Origin of the sequence: Hyphomonas sp. UBA3195 (assembly GCF_002366485.1) — a bacterium.
Lineage (GTDB): Bacteria > Pseudomonadota > Alphaproteobacteria > Caulobacterales > Hyphomonadaceae > Hyphomonas.
On the sequence record NZ_DEXB01000017.1, the window covers coordinates 77,871 to 95,861 of the forward strand.

17 protein-coding genes are annotated in these 17,991 nt (G+C 60.9%); 1 reads left to right on the forward strand and 16 read right to left on the reverse strand.

Translation table 11 applies throughout. From position 1 onward, the window contains the following. Positions 1–27 precede the first annotated feature (27 nt). The 14 genes from B2344_RS05875 to trbB all read right to left on the reverse strand — a co-directional run bounded on the left by B2344_RS05875 (position 28) and on the right by trbB (position 11,262). A complete protein-coding gene (locus tag B2344_RS05875; RefSeq protein WP_035549541.1) occupies positions 28–810 on the reverse strand; it encodes an RES family NAD+ phosphorylase in 783 nt (260 codons plus the stop codon). After that, positions 770–1,147 carry an antitoxin Xre/MbcA/ParS toxin-binding domain-containing protein gene (locus B2344_RS05880; RefSeq protein WP_035549543.1) on the reverse strand — a complete coding sequence of 126 codons (378 nt, stop codon included), beginning with the start codon at positions 1,145–1,147 and terminating at the stop codon, positions 770–772. The genes B2344_RS05875 and B2344_RS05880 overlap by 41 nt, the downstream gene beginning before the upstream one ends. Positions 1,148–1,197: 50 nt before the next feature. After that, positions 1,198–1,395: a hypothetical protein gene (locus B2344_RS05885; RefSeq protein ID WP_035549544.1), complete on the reverse strand. Its 198-nt coding sequence runs from the start codon at positions 1,393–1,395 to the stop codon at positions 1,198–1,200. Between the two features lie 19 nt (positions 1,396–1,414). Further along, the gene (locus B2344_RS05890) at positions 1,415–1,729 is read right to left on the reverse strand and encodes a DUF736 domain-containing protein (RefSeq protein WP_035549546.1); all 315 of its coding nucleotides are present in this window, start codon (positions 1,727–1,729) and stop codon (positions 1,415–1,417) included. A gap of 3 nt (positions 1,730–1,732) precedes the next feature. Then, positions 1,733–1,969 carry a DUF2274 domain-containing protein gene (locus tag B2344_RS05895; protein WP_035549547.1) on the reverse strand — a complete coding sequence of 79 codons (237 nt, stop codon included), beginning with the start codon at positions 1,967–1,969 and terminating at the stop codon, positions 1,733–1,735. Beyond that, positions 1,966–3,243: a TrbI/VirB10 family protein gene (locus B2344_RS05900; RefSeq protein ID WP_065383282.1), complete on the reverse strand. Its 1,278-nt coding sequence runs from the start codon at positions 3,241–3,243 to the stop codon at positions 1,966–1,968. The genes B2344_RS05895 and B2344_RS05900 overlap by 4 nt, the downstream gene beginning before the upstream one ends. Positions 3,244–3,247: 4 nt before the next feature. Next, positions 3,248–4,285: a P-type conjugative transfer protein TrbG gene (gene trbG / locus B2344_RS05905; protein WP_035549589.1), complete on the reverse strand. Its 1,038-nt coding sequence runs from the start codon at positions 4,283–4,285 to the stop codon at positions 3,248–3,250. 5 nt (positions 4,286–4,290) lie between these two features. Next, positions 4,291–4,983 carry a conjugal transfer protein TrbF gene (trbF, locus tag B2344_RS05910; RefSeq protein WP_035549550.1) on the reverse strand — a complete coding sequence of 231 codons (693 nt, stop codon included), beginning with the start codon at positions 4,981–4,983 and terminating at the stop codon, positions 4,291–4,293. Between the two features lie 207 nt (positions 4,984–5,190). Beyond that, positions 5,191–6,507 carry a P-type conjugative transfer protein TrbL gene (gene trbL / locus B2344_RS05915; protein ID WP_035549552.1) on the reverse strand — a complete coding sequence of 439 codons (1,317 nt, stop codon included), beginning with the start codon at positions 6,505–6,507 and terminating at the stop codon, positions 5,191–5,193. A gap of 6 nt (positions 6,508–6,513) precedes the next feature. Next, a complete protein-coding gene (gene trbJ, locus B2344_RS05920; RefSeq protein ID WP_035549553.1) occupies positions 6,514–7,212 on the reverse strand; it encodes a P-type conjugative transfer protein TrbJ in 699 nt (232 codons plus the stop codon). Positions 7,213–7,221: 9 nt separating this feature from the next. Next, positions 7,222–9,687, reverse strand: coding sequence for a conjugal transfer protein TrbE (gene trbE, locus B2344_RS05925; protein WP_035549554.1), 2,466 nt, complete (start codon positions 9,685–9,687; stop codon positions 7,222–7,224). Next, a complete protein-coding gene (locus B2344_RS05930) occupies positions 9,681–9,935 on the reverse strand; it encodes a VirB3 family type IV secretion system protein (RefSeq protein WP_035549555.1) in 255 nt (84 codons plus the stop codon). The genes trbE and B2344_RS05930 overlap by 7 nt, the downstream gene beginning before the upstream one ends. Then, complete coding sequence (locus tag B2344_RS05935) at positions 9,935–10,270, reverse strand: TrbC/VirB2 family protein (RefSeq protein ID WP_035549557.1); 336 nt, start codon at positions 10,268–10,270, stop codon at positions 9,935–9,937. Before B2344_RS05935 ends, B2344_RS05930 begins: the two co-directional genes overlap by 1 nt. Continuing rightward, positions 10,267–11,262 (reverse strand): P-type conjugative transfer ATPase TrbB, encoded by a 996-nt coding sequence (trbB, locus tag B2344_RS05940; RefSeq protein ID WP_035549558.1) that lies wholly within the window; start codon positions 11,260–11,262, stop codon positions 10,267–10,269. Before trbB ends, B2344_RS05935 begins: the two co-directional genes overlap by 4 nt. Before the next feature lie 315 nt (positions 11,263–11,577). Here trbB and B2344_RS05945 point away from each other — a divergent pair, with 315 nt between their 5' ends. Then, positions 11,578–12,429, forward strand: coding sequence for a DNA -binding domain-containing protein (locus B2344_RS05945; protein ID WP_034827835.1), 852 nt, complete (start codon positions 11,578–11,580; stop codon positions 12,427–12,429). Between the two features lie 362 nt (positions 12,430–12,791). On the opposite strand, the gene B2344_RS05950 is transcribed toward B2344_RS05945, so the two are convergent. Beyond that, positions 12,792–14,801, reverse strand: coding sequence for a heavy metal translocating P-type ATPase (locus tag B2344_RS05950; protein ID WP_035549561.1), 2,010 nt, complete (start codon positions 14,799–14,801; stop codon positions 12,792–12,794). A 55-nt stretch (positions 14,802–14,856) separates the two neighbouring features. Next, positions 14,857–17,982 (reverse strand): efflux RND transporter permease subunit, encoded by a 3,126-nt coding sequence (locus tag B2344_RS05955; protein ID WP_034827860.1) that lies wholly within the window; start codon positions 17,980–17,982, stop codon positions 14,857–14,859. Between the last annotated feature and the right edge of the window lie 9 nt (positions 17,983–17,991).

The window sequence follows — 17,991 nt, forward strand, 5'->3', positions numbered from 1 at the left end:
GGATCCGACTATTTATGTAATTCAATTTTATGGAGTTTTCTGCGTGGTATCTGCAGAAAACAGTCGCTTGAGTCTTTCGTCGGTTTCCCATGCAAGCGCTGGAATACCAAATCTTTCTCCCCGAAACTCACATATCGTGTGCACGCCTGTCTTGTTGAACCATAGCCGCCAGGTCTGGTTTTGTGTCGGGGTTGCGGCGGCGAAGGCGGCGCAGGAGAGAATAGCCGCATTTGGCCGGTGCTCGGGATCGCGCACTGACGCATAGCGGATCAGCCCGATACTCTCCGCACGCGCAGCTTCTTCGAGTTGCTGGCACGCTTCGTAGTCGTTTGGATGCGTCCAGAGGTTGGCAGCGTCGCTAAATGGCTTTGACATGAGATCTATGGCTGCGTCGGTGCGGACCGGCACGTCGAATGCGGTGTGCTCGCTCGGCTGCGCCGGAAATGGCGTGCCCGGAGAGTCTGCGTAGAAGAGCAGCAAATGAAACGCGGTTTCGATGATCGCTGTCGCCGGTTCTTCGGACACATAATAGACGCCGGGCGTCGGTCCGGCGCGGCGGAACCGCGAGCCGTTCGGATAGAGGCCGTAGCGGAACGGCGTCATGTAGAGATAGTGGAGCCCTGCGCAGTCGGGGGGTACAGGCGGCTTTGTTTCTTCGAGCATGTCTTCGAGAATACGCTGCTCATCCAGCGTATCAACAAGCTGAAGCGTGGAGACGATGTGTTGCGCCTCCACGCAGCGCCAGAAAACGCGGGATACGCCTTGCCGCTCAGAGCGGAGCGCGTCTGGAATCCAGATAGGCAAGGCCATGGGTCAGTCCTGTAATCGTCTTGATCTGATCGAGTGGACGACCGCCAAGCGCCCGGTTTTCATTGCGTAGCCAGGCGTTGGCCACCTTGCCGTCGCCGCCGGTGATCGCATCAAGCGACCGGAACAGGCGAACGAACAGCGCTCCCAGTTCAAACGGCTTGGTGCCTTCCTCCAGCCGGAACTCATCCTTGCGCATCCGCGACACGGTCGGTTCCGAAACCCCCAAAATCAGGGCCATGTCCTTCCCGGAAAGACCAAGCTTTTCAGCGGCCCGGACCACGGCCATGGTCATCACCCGTGCCCGTTCCTGTGCGTCGATGGCTGCTGTTTGGGACATTGAGCGATCCTTTCCACTGAAGGGATATATAGCGGTTCTTTCTGAGGAAATCAAGAGCGCCCTCGCTTTCTCGGCCGAGCGGGCATGTTCGCGCCGATGGCGTCCTCGATCCGGTCGGCCGCCGAGGCCCGCTCGCGGACTTCCCGGTCGAACCGGTCGAACAGGGGAAAATACTTCTCACCGCAATGGCGCACGACGAGCGCCGCAATGCGGCGGCCTTTTTCAAGATCATGCAGGCTGAGGCTCATTGGGGCGCCAGACCCTTTGCTAGTTGGTCTTCGTCCGGTTCCAGACCATGACGCCGGTGCCGTCCTTTTCATTCTCGAAGAAGGCGGCGCGCACGGGGCTGGCAAAGCTTGGATCGTCGAGCTTGACGGCGAGGTACGGGGTTTCGCCGTCCTTGCTTTCCTGACGCCAGGCCGCACCGAGTTCGGCCCCGCCGGCATAGAGCCGGAAGTCGGGTGCGCCATCTGATGCCTTGTCACTGTTCGGGACAAGCTGTGCTTTGACGTTGATGGTCATGGTACGGATGGTGCCGGTATAGCTGCCATCTTTCAGGGTGAACGTGCCGATCTGCGCCATGGGTTAGTCTCCTTTGCTGGCGTTGGAATGAAGGGCGCGGCGCGCCCGTTTGAACCCGGCATCTGACGCCAGGAAGCTTTCGATCATGGCGGGGATGAGCGCTTCGGGCTTTTCCTCCGCGCCATAGGTTTGCCGGTAGATTTCGGCATAGTCGCTGAGGGCGCTGGCGAGGTCGGGATCGACCGAGAGGCTCATACGCACCGGGGTGCGATCGGGTAACTGTCCAAGGCGTAGGGTCATCTGCTTGTTCCTTGTGGATGGGGTCTGAGGATGAGGTCGCGGGTGACGACCACGCGCACGGGCCAGCCCGGCCGCACACGGACCGTCGGCTGAATGCCAAGGTTGCGTTCGACGACGCGCTGGCCGGCCTGGTTGACGGTGTCGGTCGTGCCGCGTCGGATCGCGCGTTCGAGATCGCCGTCACCGTCTGCACCGAGTTCTGCGCCGACGCCGAGAATGGTGGCGAGGCCTGCTGCGATGAACACGCGGTCCCAATGATGATCGGTTCGATCCGAGAGACCCGCAAAGCCTTGCGCATCAGCGCCTGGCGCGGAAATCACAATCGACGACCCGTCCGGGAAGATGATCCGGTCCCAGGTCACGAGTGCGCGGTCCTGCCCGAAAGAGACTTCCGACTGGTAGCGCCCGATCAGGCGCGAGCCCTGCGGGATGAGGAGGTATTGGCCGGTGACGGTGTCATAGACGGGCTGGGTGAGCTGCGCGACGATCGTGCCCGGCAGGTCTGAGTTGATGCCCGTGACCATTGAAGCCGGAATGAGCGTGCCAGCCATGACCTGATACGGCGAGGCAGGGTCTTCCACGCCGTGTGGATTGTAGATGTCGCTTGCTGGTCCTTCGCTCGTAAAGGCGAGCTTGCGGGACTGGAGATTTGTATCGATAGGCTGTCCGAAAGCGGACCGTGCGCCTTGCGGCAGAGCGGCGAGCGCCAGAAGCTCAGAACCCAGATCAAGCGCGGGGTCTCGATAAGCAGGACGGGTGTCGGTGGTGCTTGCCGTGCCGCTCTGAGAATCGAGTCGGAAAAAGACCGGTGCGCGGGCGGCTTCATCGGCAAGGGCGGCCTCGCGCATGCGCCTTGCACGTTCGGCCTCGTCGGCTGGGTTCGGGCGAAAGTCATCCTCGAACCGGGTCACATATTCCGGTTCGATACCGAGCTCGCGTTCGGCGCGCAGCATGGTCGCGCCGAGATCGCCCGAAAGCGGTGGGCCAAGACGCGTGACGCGGTCCTCGACGGATGTGATGTCGCTATAGCTGGTCGGAAGCGTTGAGAGACCTTCGGGCTTGCGCGTGTTCGTCGTGTTGTAGAGCTCGCGACGGGCATCCGGATCGATAGCGGTTGGCGGTTTGAGGGCAACGCTCATGGCTGCGAACAGGGCGAGCACGCCGAGGCCTGCGCCGACCATCAATACTTTGCGATTGATCCGCGTCACCGGCTTCGGGCTGGAGCGGATCTTCAGCCGCTCGGCATGTTCGTCGAAGGGAATGGGCTCGGACATCGGCTCAGTTCCCGAACAGGCCAGCCAGCGGCGAGCGCCGCTCGTTGCGTGAGATTCGCACCACGGTCTGGTTCCGCTCGCCGAGGCGCAACTCGGCCGCACGGAACAGCCGGTCCACGACATAATAATTGCCGCGCACACGGTAGTTCACCAGTTCCGCATCACCGTCCGTGCCGAGCACGAAAAGCGGCGGCATGTCGGTTGTGGCGATGTCCTCCGGCATCTGGATGAAGACCTGACGGCCATCATCAAAGACGCGGACAGGCTTCCAGTCCGGACTGTCGCCGGAGAGGCGATAGTCGAAGTTCAGGCCTTCCAGCGTCAGGCCGCGCTCAATGCTTCCCGCGTCCCGTGCGATCGCGCGCTCATTGCGGGCAGTGAGGCCTGCGAGTTCATCCGCGGGGTAGCGCCAGGACAGAGCGGCCATATAGCCGCCGTCCGTGCTTTCAAGTTCCAGATGATAGGTGCGCCGGTCCGTGGCGATCATCAGATTGGTGCGAATGCCGGAGGAAATCGGTTTGACCAGCACATGCGCGCGGGAAGTGTTTCCAGAGCCGGAGATCGTATCGCCCACGACCCAGCGGACCGTGTCGCCTGCCGAGACCGAGACCAGTTCCTCGCCCGGCTGCAGGGCAATGTCCGAAACCTGTCCGGGGCTGGCATAGAGCCGGTAGAGCGCGCCTTCTGTATAGGGATAGACCTGGATCGCGTTCACATAGCCATCGACCGAAGGTTCGATAAGCGCGCCGGTGCGGCCCTGTCTGATGGCTTCAGCCGGTGACACTGAGGGACGCGATATCGTCCTTGTGTAGGTCCGCGTCACGCTGCCATCGGCATTGGTGGTGACACGCGCGCCGATGGGCATCATCTGGCCGGGCAGCGGCAGCGCGACGGCGGTTTCGACGATCTCCACCGGATAGTCGGTCCTATCCTCGACGGGCTTGGCCGCGACAAAGGCGCTCGCATCGATAGGTTCAAGCTCGGTCGTGGCGCAGGCCGTGGTAAGTGCGAGGGCCGAAGTGGCAAGCAGAATACGAAGCATGGGGATCATTCTCCTGTAACGAGGTCCTGACCCCAGTTCAGGGCATGGACATAAAGGCCGAGCGGATTGGCGCGCAGGGTCTCTGCATCCGTCGGCGGCTGGGTGATGATTGTGAAATTGCCGGTGAACCTTTGGGCGCTGACGAGCGCACCATTCTCATAGGTCTTCTCGATCCAGCGGGCCTGGAAGCTGTCCTCCGAGACGCGAACCACGCTGACCACGTCCACGGTGCGGGATTTGCGCCCGACATCGGCGAAAGGATCATTGGCGGAGGCGTATTCGTTGAGCGTGGTGGCGGCGCGGTCGGTCACGAAGTCATAGGCGCGCAGCCAGTTCTCGCGGACGACGACAGGGTCAACGGAAAGCCCCCGGACATGTTCTATGAAGTTCGCAAGGTGATGGGCGATCTGGGCATCGGTCGGCGTGTAGCTTGTCGTGGCCGGAGCCACAGCGCGGGCCGCACCCGTCTCATCGACTTCGACCACATAGGGCGTGACGGTGGATTGCATCGAGCGCCAGACCAGCGCGCCGGAGGTGACGAAGCAGAGCCCGAGACAGCCGAGCGCCATGAGCCGCCAGTTCTTCGCCTGCACGCGGGCGGAGCCTATTCTTTCATCCCAGACCTGTCCGGCCTTCTGATATGGCGTCTCGGGGAACGGGCTGCGGCCGTAGCTTGAAGATGAACGCTTGAACGCCATAGATCAGACCTCCTGTCTTGTTGGGTTGAAGCGGGAGCCTGCGGGCCGCTGCCGCGGCGTTCTTCGCCTACAATCCATCCCCCGGATGGATTGTTTTGCCTGCGGCAAACCGGCTGCGAACTCCCAGATCTGGCCCGCCTTCTGGTAAGGCGTTTCGGGAAACGGGCTTGGTCCATAGCTGGAGGAGGATCGCCTGAAAGCCATCGTCTAGTCGTCCTTGTCTCTGAGGGTGGGGTTTGCGCCCGAAGCGCCGCGATCACCGTCGCGCAGGGAGTGCGCGGCCATCTGGCCTGCCTGTCCCATGCGCTGGCTCGCCTGCATGCGCCGCGCCCAGCCGGGGCTTTGGCTTGATGATGATCCGGAGGCAGAGTTTTGCATGGACGCGGCCTCAGACCCGCCGGTGGCGCGCCAGGCGCCCTGACTGCCGCGTTGGTAGGCGTCTCTGAGGGCTTGAGCCGGGCGCGATGCTGTGCGACGCATAGCGTCGCCGCCTGCACGGGCGACACCGGCAAGGCCTGCGGCGACGCCCGCTGCGCCGGATGCGCCAGAGGCGACCGATCCCAGCGTATAAGAAGTGCGCGCCGCGCCGGCCATGCTGGCGCCGGCCTTGACGGCGGAGGACGCCCCGCCCGCGACGGCGCCGACGGCAGCGCGGCCGCCCATCCCGGCGACATAGGTTCCGGCTGTGACACCGGCGGCCGCGCCTGCGGCGGAACCCGCGCCGAGTTGCGGCGCACCGGTGATCAGGCCGGAGGCGATGCCGGGCGCAAAGATGCCCATCCAGAAGAAGACGATCGCGGCGAGCACCGTGCCCATGACTTGCGCGAGCGTCACATCATCGCCGGTACGGAACGCATCGGTCACGGATGAGAAGAGCGTCGAGCCGATGCCAATAATGACGGCAAGCACCATCAGCTTGATGCCCGAGGTGATGACATTGCCGAGGACGCGTTCAGCCAGGAACGTCGTCTTGTTCCAGAGCGCAAACGGCACGAGCACGAACCCGGCGAGCGTCGTCAGCTTGAACTCCAGGATCGTGATGAAGAGCTGCACGGCCAGCACGAAGAAGGCGACCATGATGATCGCCCAGGCGATGAACATCACCGCGATCATGATGAAGTTATGGAAGAAGGAGATTGGCCCCAGCATGTCGCTGATCTCTTCCAAGAGCGGCTGACCGGCGTCGAGACCGACACTGGCGATGAAGCCGGGGCGCAGGAGATCATCGGCGGTCATGGTCCCGCCGCCAGCGGTCACGCCAAGCTCCGCGAAACTGTCAAAGACGATCCCTGCGAGAAGAGAGAAATTGCCAATGATGAAGGCGAAGAAGCCGACATAGAGCACCTTCTTGAGGAGCCCGGCGATCACGTCCGTGTTCTGGGAGAGCGCCCAGAACAGGCCTGCCAGCGTAATGTCGATAGCGATGAGCGTGGTCGACAGGTATGCGACATCGCCCGCCAGCAGGCCGAACCCGCTGTCAATGTAGGCGATAAAGGTCGCGAGAAATGTGTCGATCACGTCCATGGGGCGCTACTCTGCGAGGAAGGCCCGGGTGCGGGCGCGGCCGCGTTCGGCCTCGGCCAGCTGGCGCGCGCGTTCCAGCGCCTCGGCGCGGTAATGGGCGGCCATCATGGCTTCCATCTGCATCAGCTGCTCAGTCTGCAGGGCCTCGATCTGGTTTCCCGCCTGCGCGACCTGGAGATTGCCGACGGCGGACTGGCTGTCGGCGATCAGCCGGCCGAGACTGTCACTGTCAGCCCGCGCTGTGGAGACGACCTGCGCCGTGACGGTCAGACTGTCCCGGTAAGCCGTGCGGGACTGACGCCAGCGGGCGCGGGCCTCTTCGACGAGGACGGCCTGGCGCGGCGGTTCACTGCCATAGTCTTCAGGGTACACCTCTTCATACTCGCGCTCGATTTCCTCGACGCGGTAGCCGATGCCTTCGGCCTCGCGCATCAGCTCCTCGATGCGGCGCATGCGGCGCAATATGTCGTCGACGATACTATCGGGCAGCGCCTCCAGATCGCGCGCCATGTTCTCCAGCATCTCGATTTCATGGGTGAGCTGCTGGATTTGCTGGTTCACTTCCTGAAGCGACCGGATCGCCTGGTAGATGTTCTGGATGTGATTGGCCGGGTCATAGACCGTCCATTGGGCGGCGGCTGGCGGGGCGATGAGGATGGAGAGCGGCGCGGCGCAAATGAGGGCGGAGGCAAGGAAGCGTTTCATCGGGGGCTCCTATTCGGCGGCGATGGCGTGGACTGATTGGATCGGATCGGCGGCTTCAGGCGCATGGCCGGGCCAGCGGGTGAGCAGCTCAGCCGCCCAGGGCAGGCCTTTCTCGATCAGCCAGCAGGCAGCAAAGCCGTCGCCTTCCGTCTCGGCCCAGATGCGGTCCATGCGGGCCTGATTTTCCGGCGAGGACGCCCCGCAAACCGAGAGGGCGATGGGTCCAAGTCCCAGATCAAAGACGCGCGCGCCGAGGGGTGACTGGTAATAATAGTCGCGCTTCGGCGTGGCTCTTGAGATCAGTTCGATCTGGCGGGTATTGAGTCCGAAGCGCTCATAGGTCTCTTTCGATTGCGGTTCCTGCGCGCGTTCATTCGGGAGGAAGATCCGTGTCGGACAGGACTCGACGAGTGCAGGCGCGATGCTTGAGTTCGCGATGTCGGCCAGGCTTTGTGTTGCGAACACGACAGACACGTTCTTCTTGCGCAGGGTTTTGAGCCATTCGCGAATGCGCGCCGCGAACATCGGATCATCGAGGAACAGCCAGGCTTCATCTAGGATGAGCAGCGTTGGTTTGCCGGTGAACCGGGCTTCAAGTCGGTGGAACAGGTAAGTGATGACGGGGGCGACCGCGCCTTTCGCGTGCATCAGCTCTTCCATCTCGAAACAGACTGTATCGGCGAGGGCGAGGCTCTCCTGATCGGCATCGAGAAGGCGGCCATGCGGGCCTTCCAGCGTGAACGGGTGGAGCGCCGATTTGAGCGTGTCGTCCTGCAGCATCAGGCTGAGGCCTGTCAGCGTGCGTTCGTTTTCAGGCGCTGAGCTGAGAGACTGGATCGCTTCCCAGAGCCGGGCTTTCAGGTCCGGCGTCATGCTGACGCCTTCATTTGTGCAGAGACCTGTCAGCCAGTCAGCGGCGAAACTCGCGCCATGTTCGGTGTCGATGTCCTTCAGGGGCTGGAGGCTTGGGGCGTTCGAACTGCCAAGGTCGATATGCGCGCCGCCCATGCAAAGCGTTGCAGCGCGCGCGGACCGGCCCTTGTCGAAGATGAAGACCTGGGCGTTTGTGTAGCGCTTCCATTGCAGGGCGAGCAGGGACAGGAGCACGGACTTGCCCGCGCCGGTGGGACCGACGACAAGCGTATGACCAACATCGCCAATGTGGAGATTTAGGCGGAACGGTGTTGTGCCGTCGGTCTGTGCCTGGATGAGCGCAGGGGCTTGTAGGTGTCGATTGGCGTCTTCGCCCGCCCAGACCGCAGACAGCGGCACCATATGGGCCAGGTTCAGCGTGTGCAGGATGGGCTGACGGACATTGGCATACGGATGACCGGGCAAGCTCCCGAGCCAGGCATCGACGGCGTTCAGGGTCTCGCGGATTGCGGTGAAGCCGCGGCCATTCACGATGCGCTCGGCCACGCGGATATGTTCGTCCACCACGCGCCGGTCGGGATCGGCGACAGTGATCGTTGTGGTCACATAGCCATAGGAGACAAGGTCGGAGCCGAGTTCCTGTAGCGCGGCGTCGGCATCACCCGCCTTATTGTCGGCGTCATTGTCTACGAGGGCCGCCTGTTCATTGAACAGGGTCTCGCGCAGGACCGCGCCGATCGATTTGCGTTTGGCGAACCAGTGGCGGCGCTTCTTTCCGAGCACTTTTTCAGCTTCGGCCTTGTCCATGGCGATGAAGCGCGTTGCCCAGCGATAGGCAAAACCCTGCCGGTTCAGCTCATCAAGGATGCCCGGCAGGGTCGAGGCCGGAAAACCGAGAATGGTCAGCGTGCGCAAATGCGCGTCACCGATCATCGGCTCCAGCCCGCCAGCGAAGGGCTCATCGGCGAGCACGGCGTCGAGGAAGACCGGCAGCTCAGGCGTCACAACAGGATGGCGCTTGATCGAGATGGTCGAGTGGAGATAGGTCAGCGTCTCATCGTCAGTTAGCTTACCAATCTCGGCGAGGCAGGTGGAAAGGAGATCGAAGACGCGGTCCGCGTGCTGCTGGAACGTCTCCAGCCGGTGCCGCCAGGTCGCGGCATCTTCGGTCTCAGCGCGCTGGATCAGCGCCTTCTCGGCGCGGCCCGTCGCATCGGCAGGCGGTAGCCAGAGGAGGTTTAGATAGTAGGCACTCTCGAACCGGGCGCCGCTTTCTTCGGCTTGCAGCGCGCGTTCCTGATCGATGAGCCAGGACAGCGCATCTGGAAACTCCGCCTCCGGATAGTCATGCACCTCGTGGCGCTGCGCCTCGAAGAAGAGCGCCCAGCCTGAGCCAAACCGGCGCAGGACATTGTTGACCCGGGCCATAACCGAGACGAGTTCTTCCTCGGTCGAACTTTCAAGGTCAGGGCCACGATATTTGAATGTCGTCTGGAAGCTGCCGTCCTTGTTGAGGACGACGCCCGGCGCAACGAGACAGGCCCATGGTAGATAGTCGGCGAGAAGCGTTGGTGTGTCGGCATATTCACGCAAGTTCAGCATGTCAGATGCTCCTTGTGGCGCGTCGAACGGCTCGCAACGGCCATGAAATCCGGATCAGACCGCGCCATGAACACGGCCGCTGAATGCCCGACGGTCCAGAGCACGAGGCCCGGTATCCAGAGCTGGAGCCCAAGGCCGACCGCGGCAGCGAGCGTCCCGATGGCGATGGCGGCCGTGCGCGGTGCGCCCGCCATCAGGATCGGCTCGGTCAGCGAGCGATGGAGGGGGATTTCATAGCCTTCCGCCACTAGACCAGCGCTCCGCCGCCAAAGCTGAAGAAAGTCAGGAAGAAGCTGGTGGCGGCGAAGGCGATCGAAAGACCGAACACAATCTGGATCAGCTTTCGCATCCCGCCGCTGGTCTCTCCGAAAGCCAAGGTCAGACCGGTCAGCGTAATGATGATCACCGCGACGATCCGCGCGACGGGCCCTTCAATAGATTGCAGGATCTGATCGAGCGGACCTTCCCAGGGCATGCCGGAGCCTGCTGCATGGGCGGGACCGGCGATCATCAGGCCGAGGCCGATACAGGCCGCGACCTGAACCGTTCGGTTTACGGTCTGAAGGTGGGTGTAGAGGGTCATAGTGTTTCTCCATGTTGGACGAGGGACAAAGAGCGGGAGACGAGCGGCTGGGTCTGGTAGCCCTCGCCGTCAAAGCCGGTGACGCGGAGTGCCTCTTCAACGCGGCGCTGGCCGCCCGCGCGGCTCATGAACACGACGACGTCAATCGCCTCTGCGATGAGGTCGAAGGGCGCGCGCGGTGTGGCTTCCAGTGTCAGCTGTTCAAGCCGCGCTAGCGCGCCGTGGGCGGAGTTCGCATGCAGCGTGGTGATCCCGCCGGGATGGCCGGTGTTCCAGGCTTTGAGCAGGTCGAGCGCTTCAGCCCCGCGCACTTCGCCGATAATGATCCGGTCGGGGCGCAGGCGCAGGGTCGAGCGGACAAGGTCCTGCAGGCTGGTGCTGCCGCGATGGGTTCTGAGCTGGACGACATTGGGTGCGGCGCAGCGCAGCTCCCGCGTGTCTTCAAGGATGACGATGCGGTCGTCATGTAGTGAGGGCTCTGCCAGCAAGGCATTGGTAAATGTCGTCTTGCCAGAGGACGTGCCGCCGGCGATCAGAATGTTCGCATGCGTTGCAATCGCGTCCTTGAGCGCTTGGGCCAGCGCAGGCGCCAGCGCGCCCTGGGTGACATAGTCGCCGAGTTCAAACGGTGTGGTCGCAGGCTTGCGGATGGAGAAACATGGCGCGGTTGAGACGGGTGGGAGAAGCCCTTCAAACCGCTCGCCGCTGCCGGGGAGTTCAGCAGAGATAATCGGGGAGGTGCGGTTTGCGGCTACTCCCACCCCAGAGGCCACGAGCCGGATGACGCGCTCGCGGTCGGAAGACGGGAGAGTGTGTTCAGAGATGATGAGGCCGATGCCAGCCTTCTCGATCCAGACCGATCCATCAGGATTGGCCATGATTTCGATCGTATCTGGCGCTTCCAGCGCTTCGCGCACCACAGAACAGAACGCGGTGCGCAGCATTGCGCTGCGACGGTCTTCTGTTTCGCTTTGGTGCGCGGGCTTGTCCATTTCATAAGGCTCCTGTCACTCACGTTTCCGAGTGACCAAAGCCTGACAGCCCATGCGATTTTCGGGGAGTGGGACTGCGGGCCATATCCAGCAACGCCCCGCGACCTGCTGCAGATGAATGCAAACGCGAACCTGTAACTATTGCTACAGGTTGCGACTGTAAAAATCCCTCATGAGGAGAGTTTGAATAGTGATCAGATGCTCAAATTATTCCCGTAAGATGCTGTTCATGCATTAAGTAATCTGCGCGTATGAATTCAGTCTTCAATTTCAGGTTGGCACTCATCTTGCTGAATTCCCCTGTGAAGGGAGCTGATGATGAAGACTTTTACCTTGAGTTCGGAAGGCGTCCTGGCGCGCTACGATTACCTTTCGCGCCTGTCGCCTGATCGCTGGGCATGGGAATATGCAAGGCGCAATCCCGACCTCAGACGCGATGCAGAGGCGCGGTCGGACGACGATGTATCTGAAATGAAAGCGCCTTGCGCCGATATTCGTCTCTTGAAGCCCCGCAACCCGCAGCGCCTCGCTCACCGCTGGGGCCTTATGTTCATGCCCGATCCAGACCTTAATGGGTTTGAAGCCGATGCGGTCTGGAACAAGCATGTGTTTCCCGATCAGGTGGAAGTGAACTGCTCACCACGGGCGCCGGGCGAAAGCTGTGATATCTGGGACAGCACGGTTCCAATTTGCCAAATCACCCACATTACCGATTTGCAGGCCCGCGAATTTCTTCTGATCCGCGGCAAGGGCTGCGTCGTGCAGGTGCGCTGCACCGGCGTTTCGATTCTGGGGCTCGAACCTGTTCGGATGAAACTGACCATCTCTGATCTCAAAGCCTATGAGCGCAAACTGAAAGCGCAGAAAGCCGCACTTGCCCTGATCGAGGAAGGCAGCGTGCCCGAGGCGCCGCTCTGGACCAAAACCACGCAAATCCTGCGTGACGGTTTGGTCGCCCTCGATTGTCTTGAGCTTGGCATGTCACGGCGCGAAATCGCCATTGTTCTCAACGGCAAAGCGGCCGTCGATGCCGAGTGGAGCGATGAAACCGGCACCATGCGGGACGCCATCCGCTACATTATCAAAAAGGCGGAGGGGCTGCGGGATGGCGGCTATCTGGTTGAACTTCTCGGCGCACAGCTGGGGTTTAATCAGCGTGCCGCATGAGTGAAGTCTTCACTCATTGCGGGCAAGCTCTCTTAGAACGTCGCTCTTGCAGGTCTGATATGCCCGTCGCCTGAAGTCTCCGCCGCTCTTGAGTCTGGAAGCCGGTAGGATGAGTCCGCACTCGGCACGGACCGCTTCAGCTTCGATGACATCTAATGGTTGGAAAGCTTTTGGGGCCGACGCGCATCCCGCGAGCGAGGCGGCTAAGGTCCCCGTAATGAACAAGTTCCGCAAATTATTCATCGACATACGTAGACTACTTTTGTGAATGATTACTTTTCAGTTTTAGTCAGAAACACTGAGCCGCGCTGGCGGCACCAGGGCGTTTGATTGAATTCGGCACCAGATGACCTTCAGTTTCATCAATGCTCGCGATCCTGGAACGCAAGTAGTCGCAAAGCGTTGAACACGACGATCAAAGTTGAACCTTCGTGAATGAGGACAGCGGGCCCGATCCCGAGACCGAAAAGCGTCGCGGGAATAAGAAAGGCGACGATGCCGAGGCTCGCCCAAAGATTTTGCCGGATAATGCGACTGGTCGCCCGGCTCAATCCGACGGCAAATGGCAGCGTTTCAAGATCATCAGCCATGAGGGCAATGTCAGCGGTCTCAAGCGCAACGTCTGAGCCCGCCGCTCCCATGGCAATACCGACAGTCGCATTAGCCATGGCAGGCGCATCATTGACGCCGTCCCCAACCATAGCGACGCCGCGGCCTTGCTTGAGCGATTTGATCTTGGTGACTTTGTCATCGGGCATGAGATCGCCGAAGGCCTCGTCCAGCCCAACGTCTCGCGCGACAGCATCTGCCACATTCTGATTATCGCCCGAAATCATCATCATGCGGGTCACACCGATGTCGCGCAGCCGCGCTATGACGCTTTTCGCGGCCTCGCGCGGCGTGTCCATCAGACCGATTACGCCCAGATAGCGCTCACCATGGCGCACAATCATCGTTGTGCGGCCATCGGCCGACAGCGAATTGACGCGCTCTGCCAAGTCCTCGGGCACTGGCTTGCCGTCCACCTCATCAAACAAGGCCGATTTGCCGATATGCACAATCTGGCCATCATACATGGCGGAAACACCGCGACCGGTTATGCTTGTAAAATCGGTTGCGCTGTCGGGGATTGATCCGAGGCGCCTTTTCGCATCGCGCACCACGGCCTCGGCCAGCGGATGATCACTCAGCGTTTCAACAGCGGCGCTAACCCTGAGCAAAGTGTCTTCATCGACATCGCCGAAAGGCACAATATCCACTAGGCGCGGCTCGCCCTCCGTCAGTGTGCCTGTTTTGTCAAAGGCGATGGCGTCGAGCCGTCCGAGCGCCTCAAGCGGCGCGCCGCCCTTGATCAACACGCCGCCGCGCGCGGCGCGGGCCACGCCGGAGAGAATGGCGCTTGGGGTTGCAATGGCCAGCGCGCAGGGGCTTGCCGCCACCAATACAGCCATGGCTCGGTAGAAGCTTTCGGAAGCCGTCTCGTCCAAAACAAGGAAGGCCAGCGACGTAACAACCGCCAGAACAATGACGCACGGCACAAATATGCGCTCGAACTTTTTGGTAAAACTCTGGGTCGGTGACTGGCGTGTTTCAGCCTCGCTCACCATGGTGACAACGCGGGCCAGCGTCGTCTCGCCCGACAATTTGGTCACTTCTATATCAAGACTGCCGGACCCATTGATTGACCCCGCGAACACGCGGCTTTCGGCCTTCAGCGCGTCAGGATTAGCAGCTGCCTTTTCGCGGTCAGCCACGGGTCTTTTGTCTACGGGCGCGCTTTCGCCTGTAATGGGCGCCTGATTGACGGCGCTTTGTCCGCTGACCACAAATCCGTCGGCTGGCAAGCGCTCATTGGAACGCACCACAACGACATCGCCGACAACTAACTCGTCAATCGCAATGGTTTCTGTCGTCTCACCCCTACGGACAAGCGCCTCATCCGGAGTGAGATCCGACAAAGCCGAAATCGCATTGCGCGCCCGGGCCATGGCATAGTTTTCAAGGGCATGGCCAATGGCAAACAGGAAGAGAAGAAAAGCACCTTCCGCCCATTCGCCGAGAATGGCGGCGCCCGTAGCAGCCACCAGCATCAGAAAGTCGATCTGAAACTGGCCTTTGAGTATTTTACCCATGGCCTCACGCAGCACGAAATAACCGCCGAAAAAGTAAGCCGCGAGCAGGAAGCCAAATCCGATGGGGTCCGGTAGAAACCCAAGTTTGGGTCCGAGCCAGCCTGCCAGCAGGCAAAGTCCAGCTAGCCCGGCAAAGATGATTTCCGCGCGCGGGCCCACTATACGGCTAATGACATCGCCATGGTCATGACCATGACTGTCAGTGTCATGATCATGATTTGAGTGTTTCGGGGGTGACATAAGCGTCTCCAAAAAAGTGACGCCTTGGCGGATTACACCGCCAAGGCGGAGTGATTTATTCCGCTGGCACAGTTTCGGGGTTGTGCCGTGTTTCCAGTAGCGAATGATGCGAGTCAGGTTTTGGCGAGAACCACCGATGCAATGCCGGCATCACGAGCAGCGTCAGCAGAGTTGAAGAGACAAGCCCGCCTGTGACGACAGTTGCCAGAGGCCGCTGTACTTCGGCGCCGACGCCAGTCGCAAACAGCAAGGGCGCAAGTCCCAAAGCGGTTGTCATCGCCGTCATCAGAACGGGTCTGGCGCGCATCCCAGCCGCATCGATTGCGAGCGCATCCCGGTCCCGCCCGGCGCGGGCGAAATCATCCATGAAGCTCACCAGGACCATCCCGTTGCCAAGTGCGATACCAAACAACGCGATGAAACCAACCGTCGCGGGAACCGAGACAGGCAGGCCTGTAATCCAGAGTGCGAGCGCGCCTCCGGTTAACGCCAGGGGGATGTTCAGCAGTATGAGAATTGCCGATTTAAGCCGTCCGAATGTCAGTAGCAGGATCAGCAATACAATGCCGAGCGTGATTGGTATCACAACTGCGAACCGAGCATTGGCCTGTTGCTGCAATTCAAACTGACCGCCCCAGACAACGCGGTAGCCTGCAGGCAGGTCAAGATTGGCGTCCGTCAGAGCTTGCGCCTCCGTTACAAAAGACCCGATGTCACGGCCCCGCACATTGGATTGGACAGTGATAAAGCGCTCGCCATCCTCTCGCGTGATCTGGCGCGGACCAATCACGGTCTCGATAGTGGCCACGCTTTCCAGCGTGACACGTGCGCCGGTCGGCGATTCCAGCACCAAACGGCGGATGGCTTCGGCTGTATCGCGGCTCTCTTCATGAAACCGCACGACGATCGGGAATTGCCGAACGCCTTCAAACAGAGCGCCGGCTTCTGCGCCGCCGACCGAGGTCCGCAAGGCGTCAAGCGCGTCCTCAACATCGAGACCATACCGCCCGAGGGCCGCGCGATCGACACGCACCACGAGTTGTGGCGCCCCTGTAATCTGGTCAGCCTGAACTTCAGCTGCCCCATCGACCTGTTGCAAGATGGCCTGTAGCTCTTGTGACTTTTTCAACAGGACATCACTGTCCGGCCCGAAAATTTTCACGGCAAGTTCTGCGCGCGTCCCGGTCAAAAGCTCATCAACAGACATCGCGATAGGTTGACCGATATTGACGACAATACCGGGCACACCTTCGAGATTTTCCGATATCGCTGTGCGCAAGTTCTCCGGCGACAAGCCTTTGCGCCACTCCGACCTCGGATTGAGTTCAACAAAAGCTTCCGCACTATTGGTCGGGTCGGCGTGGGCCCCGACCTCACCGCGACCGATTCGGGTCACGATAGACTTGATTTCCGGAAAGGCCGTCAGAAGCCTTTTCTCAACGCGGGTGGTCGTTTCCGCCGCTTCTGTCAAAGAGATAGATGGTGCCATGGTCACGCGGAGTAGAACATCACCTTCTTCAAGCGAAGGAGTAAATTCAGACCCGAGGCGCGATCCGGCCAGTCCGCCCGCTACGAGGAGGATGGCGGCCAGAGCAATCGCCGCCAAACGCTGGCGAACGAAGAATCCGGCGGCTTGGCTGACCGTGCGGGCAATCCATCCCGGACGGTCCTCACGCGGCTTTTTGCTCCGACGCATGACCCCATTTGCGAGCGATGGCGCAATCAGCGCGGCGTAGAACAATGACCCCGTCATGGCGAGCGCCGCGGAGGCTGCCAGAGGCCGGAAGGTTTTACCTTCCACGCCTTGCAGCGAGAAAAGCGGCAGAAAGACGACGATCACCACCGCAACGGCCGCAATTAGCGGCGCTATGACTTCCGCAGCCGAGCGCGCCACAACATCTCTCTGATCGACAGACGGATCGCTTTCCCGGAATCCCCGGTCGACATTTTCTGCGATGACGATAGCCCCATCCACCATCATGCCAATGGCAATGGCCACGCCGCCCAGCGACATGAGGTTGGCACTGATGCCGAGCCATTGCATCGCGATGAAGGCAAAGCCCACGGAAAATGGAATAGAAAGGACAACAACCAGGCTTGGACGCCAGCCGCCCAGAAAGACGAAAACGACCAGTGCGACGAGTAGCGCGCCCTGCCACAGCGCCGTTGTCACCGTGGCGGCAGCTTTGTTGACCAGTGTTCCCTGATCATAATAGGGCACGGCGTTGACGCCTTCCGGCAGGTTTTTGTTGATTTCCTCAAAGCGTGTCTGAACGCGCGCAATCACATCGGACGTATTGGCGCCATAGAGTTTGAGCACCAGTCCCGCGACCACTTCACCTTCGCCATTGGCGGTGGCCAGGCCCTGGCGTACCCCGCCGCCGACAATGATTTCACCGAGGTCGCGTACCCGCACGGGGCGGCCATCATCGACATTGACGACAATTTCCGCAAGATCTTCAACCGATCGCGCCAGTCCGACGCCGCGGACCGTATATTGCTCGGCCCCGATTTCGAGAAATTGTGCGCCTTCGGTCTTGTTGCCGCGCTCAAGGGCGGTCATCACATCACCAATCTGGATGTCGTAAGCCAATAGCGCGTCCGGATCGAGCCTGACCTGATACTGCTTTTCATAACCGCCAAGTGACAGCACTTCGGTGACGCCGGGCACAGTCTGAAGCTGGTATTTGATGATCCAGTCCTGGATTTCGCGCATTTCTACAAGATCGCGCGCGCCGGTCTCATCTTCGAGACGGAAATAGAGAATAATCCCTAGACCTGTTGAAATCGGCCCCATTTGCGGGTCACCAAAGCCATCGGGGATATTGCCGCGCGCTTCGGCGAGGCGTTCACCAACAACCTGGCGCGCAAAATAGACATCCGTGCCGTCTTCAAAATAGATGTTAACGACGGACAGTCCAAAGTTTGAGACCGAGCGCATATGGTCTAGCTTTGGCAAGCCGGACATGGCGGTCTCGATTGGATAGGTCACGTAGCGCTCCACCTCTTCTGGGGCGAGGCCTTCGGTTTCTGTGAAGACCTGAACGAGTGAGGGTGTCACATCGGGAAAGGCGTCAACGGGTAGCGCCTTGAACGCGAATAATCCGCCAAGGGTCATGGCGAGCGCCGCGATGGCGGCGAGCAGCCGCCCTCCGGCGATACGGTGCATTAAATTTATCATATCAAATGT